The following is a 5,460-nucleotide window of genomic DNA, read 5'->3' on the forward strand; positions in this document are numbered from 1 at the left end:
ACTTTATTTCTGCTAAATATTCTAAACAATCTAAATCCGTTTTGAACTTATCTGTAAATTCTAAAATACTTTGTCCTGTAAACTTTTCCATACTTTAAATATACGAAAAAATTATAAGTAATTATCAGAACACCTCAATAAATTTTTATAAAAATCATCGTTTTTTGATGGTAAAGAATTTATTTGATCTTCTGGATTTACAAATTTTTGAACGGCAGCCAATCGCACATAATCGCCTTTAATTTCGGTTACAATATGAACAAAATAGTAATTACTTCTTGTGAAAGTATCGCCGTTTGAAATTTCATTAACGCTAAAAATATAACTGCCAACTTGCAATTTGTGTTCTTTAGTTGTCATTAATTTTTGCCTTGTAAAAGGTTTGTAAACCAATTTATATAAAATAAAAATGGTTAGAATTAGAATACCTATTTTAAAAATTTGCTTTTTCATTTACATTTTGTGATTTTATTTCAATTTTCAAAGTATTTAAATTAACTGTTATTTTTTTATCGAGTCATTTATAATTTCAATTTTCTCAGCAGGTTTTACATATTTTGGTGGTTCTTTGGTTCTGTTTACTGGATTATTGTTAACTGGGTTTTTCTGAAAATTTGCATCGTGAACCAAACCTTTTGTTTTGCAACTTGTTACTATAAAAGATACAAAGACAATAAATAAGGCTACTAACTTAAATCTGTGTTTGGTGTTAGTTGTTGAATTAATTTGCGAATTTTTAAAATTCCCACAAATATTTTCGTTTTGATTCATTTGAAAATACGATTCAATTTTTTCGTTTTTCATTTTACTAAAATCAATTACCACTTTGTTGCACGAATTACAAAATCTACCTTTTTCGGTTTTCGACATTTTGTTCCAGTTTTCGGAACACGGATTTGGAATTGTTATCATAATTTATTTTTTAGATTTTAACTTCTGCAAATAATTTAGGATATAATTTATCTAACATTGCTTTTTGGTTTGCATTTAATATAACAGCATTAACAGCACTTGAAAATTGGTTTTGATTTTCAAATAAATAAACAGATTTGCCCAAAAGTGCCTTTGCAAATGCTTTATTAACTGTGTTCAATAAAATATTAGAACTCCAAACCTCATCTTCGTTATTGACTGAAAATTCATATTTTATGTTTTTAAATTTAAAACTAATAAATAACTTTTCTTCGTTTTTAGATTTATCGAGTTTGTATTCTTGCAAAACATTTGTAAAGTATTTCGGTTTTTGTGGTTTAACTTCTTGCAATTGTGTTTCTAATTGATCTAAAAAATCATTGGCTGTTTGATTTTTATCTATTTGAAAAGTTTCGGGTAAAAAATCGAAAAGACTGTTAATAGTTCCAGGATTTAATTCTCTAAAAAACGCATAAACATAATTAATATCATGATTAAAGATTTTTGATAATTTTAATTCTTTACCTAATTTTAAAAATTCTAAAATCGAATTTCTGTTTAATCTTAGATATGGATTGTTATCATCGGCATAAAATTCATAACTAACATCATAATTATAATCGCCTGGTTCGCCTGCGTAGCAAACATTTAAATCACAAAATGCATATTTATTTCTAAGAATAGTTTCTTCGTTTTGTTTCAATAATGTAAAATAAATATTTTCAGATTCTTGTGGTTCATATCCAGTAACTCTTTTTCTTGTGGAAACAAAAAATCTTCTATCGTCGTTTTGATCTTCTAAATAATGATTCAAAAACTGAAAATTCGATGCTCTAATCCAATCATGTCCTTCGACTTCTTTTATAGATTCTTTGTACAAAACATTATTTATTTTCACAAGCACAAAATATTGCCTGTTGTTTGGCAAAACAATTAATTGTTTATAATCCTTAGTCGTTATGCGATGGACTTCTAGATTTGAATAGGTAAAATTTAATAGTTTCGAGGCTTTTTGTAAAACCAATTCATAGACTTTTTTTATAGACGAAGGTTCCATAGCACCATAATTATTCCAAGTCATTAAACTGAATTTGGCAATTTCAAGTTTTCTGTTTAAAGAAAAAGAACGGTTTGTACCGGCAACAATATTTTCTATGTCTAAAAGTTCATTTTCTTTATAATTTGAAACGATTAACTCTTTTTTTTCATTATTTAAAAACTTTGTTTCAACCAATTTATCTAATACTTCAATTTGTTTTTGTTTAAAAAAAGGAAATAAATCTTGGTGATAAATTAATTCTTTAACTTCTTTAACAACAACGTGATTGTCTATTGAACTGATAATGTTTTCGCCATTGGCATAACGATTTTCTATTCTGAAATCGTCTTTCTTTAACAATCCTGCCGTTTTAAAAATTGAAATCCATTTCAAAAAAGGCTTAGCGACTTTTACTCTTTCTTCCTGCAAAATTTTAGTGTCTTTATCATAACTTACAGAAAATTCAATAGCCGAAATCAGAAAATCTTTATTGATATTTGGCTCAAAATAGTTTCCAAAAGATTTCGCCAGTTTTGTAGTCCTACTTTCATAATCTTGATGCCCGTCGTCTAAGTGAAAACTGATACTTGTAAAAAGAAAATCGATTAAATGGGTTCGAGTTGGGAAATTGTTGTTCAAAAATTTTCGTTCTTCGCAAAGCAAAATTTTATCGTCGTTCTTGCCTTGATCTTGCATTAGACCTAAATATTTTTTGTTTTGATTTTCTCGTCCAGGAAGAATATCGAAATATTCTTCTATGATATATTGACTACAATTTATAGAATCTAGTTGCTTTTGGTTATAATTTTTATAAATGAGTAATGGTTGATTGGTGGCATATCTAATTAATTCTTCTTTGCCAAAAATGGTTAGCATTTTTTGTTGCACCAATGAATTTGCAATTGCATTTACATCAATAATTGACAATTTTACTGCATTATTTTCACTATTATTTTGTGCAATTGTAAATGTTGTAATCAAAAATAAAAGTAGGAATATTATTTTATTTTTCATTTTACTGAAATCAATAACCAATTTGTTGCACGAATTGCAAAATCTACCTTTTTCGGTTTTCGACATTTTGTTCCAGTTTTCGGTGCATGGGTTTGGAATTGTTATCATTTGTTATTTTTTTTGTTTAAACTTTTAGTTCCTTTTCGACTTGCTTTTGATAATGCTTTAATTTTCAGAACATAATCTTTAATTGTTATTAAATAATTTATGAGTATTATAAGCTCACTAATTCTAGAACGATTTTGTTGATGCTTATCGCGGATAACGGGATAAATCATTCCTAAAAATAATAATATAAATTATCGTATCATTTTTCCATTTTTATCAAATTTCCAAATGTCTGTATGCCATTTTGCTCCACCTCTGCAACTTGAAGATATTGTTTTTCTTTTTTTATTGATTACAACATCGCAAAATTGATCACAATTTGTTTTAAATCCATTGGGTATTTGTAACTCTTGAAACTGATTTGTTTTTTTGTTGTAAATAAATATCTGATAAATGGTATAAACTCCCATTCCATCATCCACATGCGAGTATGAAAAATCTTTAAAACCATCAAAATTATAATCTTCGATTTCCAGAAATGTTTCTTTTTCTGTTATTGAAGTTTCAATGTCTGATATAGTTTGCATTTTATTGTTTTTTGAAGTTTTTATCTCAATTTTTTCAAAGTTATTAATGTTTTTAATGCTCACTTTTATATTGTCTTTTAATATAAAAGATTGCTCTGCTTGACCAAAGGCGTTTGTATTGAAAAAAATAAAAACTACTATTACTATTTTAATTATTTCATTTTTCATTTTACTAAAATCATTTTTTTTGTTTGAAAAATTCCAAAATCTTACTTTTTCGATATTATTCATTTTTCTCTATTTTTCGGAAGATGGATTTGGAATTGTTATCATTTGTTATTTTTTTATTTTAATTTTCTCAACTCTATACTAGTGATTTTTGATAATTCTCTAACTTTATTTACCTAGTTTTTATTCACAATAAAAAAGTAAAAATTGTCCCCGAAGGATTCTAAACTCATTAATTCAAGATCAATTTTTGTTAACTTCTTTTGTGCATATTTAAATAAGTCTGTACTAAAAATGTTTTCTGGACATCTAAAATTAAATTCTTCTTTAATTAATGAAGAAATAATAAACTCTAAATCTGAGGCGCTAAATTTATAATCCCACGGGAAGACAAACCCTAATTCATCTAATAGATCGAATGTATTTTCAGTTAAACTAAAAGTAAAGTCAATTTCTTTATTAGCAATTTGAAATAATTTATTTGAAACCCTTTCAAGGTCATTTTCATCTATTTTATTTCGAGATACGAGTTTCACAAAGGTTCTAAAATCTGATGCTGTTGCATCACTTTCGTTTGTTGATTGTCTATCGTGCGTAAACATAAAATCAGAATCTGCGTGTTCGCCAATTTCATCCAAAACAATTTTTAGTTGATTTATAATTTCAATTTCTGCCATACTATCGGGATTTTTATGATTAATATACTTCGCATCTGTGAATTTTTTTACAAAATTTTCTTCTTCTGAATCGGTATATGCAATACCATAATCGAAATTTTTTTCGCCATCAGAAAGTGCTTGAACAAAAAAAGTATGATTGGTCTTTTCAACTACATCGCCAATTCTTTTTTTAGTTTCGTAAAAAATCCATAAGAAATTATACGAATCATCTTCTTGAATATCATTTAAATCTAATAATCCTGAACCCACTTTTTCTAAAAAGATGTTATACAAATCGTAAAAAGTATTCAGATTTAATTCTTGCAATTCCCTTTTGTCTTCATGATTATCAAAGGAATTTGGTACATCAATAAAAATAAACTGAACTACTTTTTTTATTCCGTCAACATTTATGGCTATTTGAGAATCCTCTTCTTGCAATACATATTGGTATGCTTTATCAAGGCAATCGAAATTTATTATTGGGAACTGATTTTTCATTTCATTTAATTTTATTTGTTTTATTACTTAACCACCAAAATATCTTCCAGGTTGAGTGCATACATACAAAAAGAGTATTATTACAGCTGCAAATAAAACACCATTAATTATCAAATTAATTAGGACTATTTTTTTTGCTTTTTTCAATGTTTCCAATGACTTTTCAGTTCCAACAAGATAGTTACCGCTTAGTTTTTCTTTTTCTGATTGTATCAAAACCAATAAAACAAGACTGGCAAAAATGCCCATACCAGTCGTAAATGTTAAAACAATTGATACAATTGATAAATAATAGTAAGTTTGTGGTTTTTCCATTTATTTAACTTTTTGATCCATTATTTTTTCATTAATCCAGTTGTCTCATCTAATTTGAAACCTTTATCTGTTAAATATTTATTGAGGTGTTCATTTATTTACTTATTATAATCTCTTGATATAAAACCTTTTGAGTATTCATCATTCTGTTTATTAATAGGTCAAAAATATTTTCCTTATAAATTGACCTGTTAATTCGGTAACTAAACTCATCTAA

At 26.5% G+C, this 5,460-nt stretch carries 6 protein-coding genes and 2 pseudogenes; all 8 read right to left on the reverse strand.

Going from position 1 to position 5,460, the window contains the following annotated elements:
• Positions 1-91: pseudogene (locus RMN92_RS08215) on the reverse strand (IS1595 family transposase); the annotation flags it as partial.
• Between the two features lie 20 nt (positions 92-111).
• Complete coding sequence (locus tag RMN92_RS08220) at positions 112-453, reverse strand: hypothetical protein (RefSeq protein WP_309608989.1); 342 nt, start codon at positions 451-453, stop codon at positions 112-114.
• A gap of 48 nt (positions 454-501) precedes the next feature.
• On the reverse strand, positions 502-912 hold the full coding sequence (locus tag RMN92_RS08225) for a hypothetical protein (protein ID WP_309608990.1): 411 nt from the start codon (positions 910-912) through the stop codon (positions 502-504).
• 10 nt (positions 913-922) lie between these two features.
• Positions 923-3,073, reverse strand: a complete 2,151-nt coding sequence (locus tag RMN92_RS08230; protein ID WP_309608991.1) for a hypothetical protein — start codon at positions 3,071-3,073, stop codon at positions 923-925.
• A 191-nt stretch (positions 3,074-3,264) separates the two neighbouring features.
• Positions 3,265-3,831, reverse strand: coding sequence for an XAC2610-related protein (locus RMN92_RS08235; protein ID WP_309608992.1), 567 nt, complete (start codon positions 3,829-3,831; stop codon positions 3,265-3,267).
• A 113-nt stretch (positions 3,832-3,944) separates the two neighbouring features.
• Positions 3,945-4,928 carry a hypothetical protein gene (locus RMN92_RS08240; RefSeq protein WP_309608993.1) on the reverse strand — a complete coding sequence of 328 codons (984 nt, stop codon included), beginning with the start codon at positions 4,926-4,928 and terminating at the stop codon, positions 3,945-3,947.
• Positions 4,929-4,955: 27 nt separating this feature from the next.
• Positions 4,956-5,243, reverse strand: coding sequence for a hypothetical protein (locus RMN92_RS08245; RefSeq protein ID WP_309608994.1), 288 nt, complete (start codon positions 5,241-5,243; stop codon positions 4,956-4,958).
• Between the two features lie 94 nt (positions 5,244-5,337).
• A pseudogene (locus RMN92_RS08250) lies at positions 5,338-5,460 on the reverse strand (IS1595 family transposase); the annotation flags it as partial.

This window comes from Flavobacterium sp., from assembly GCF_031363805.1.
Taxonomy (GTDB): Bacteria; Bacteroidota; Bacteroidia; order Flavobacteriales; family Flavobacteriaceae; genus Flavobacterium.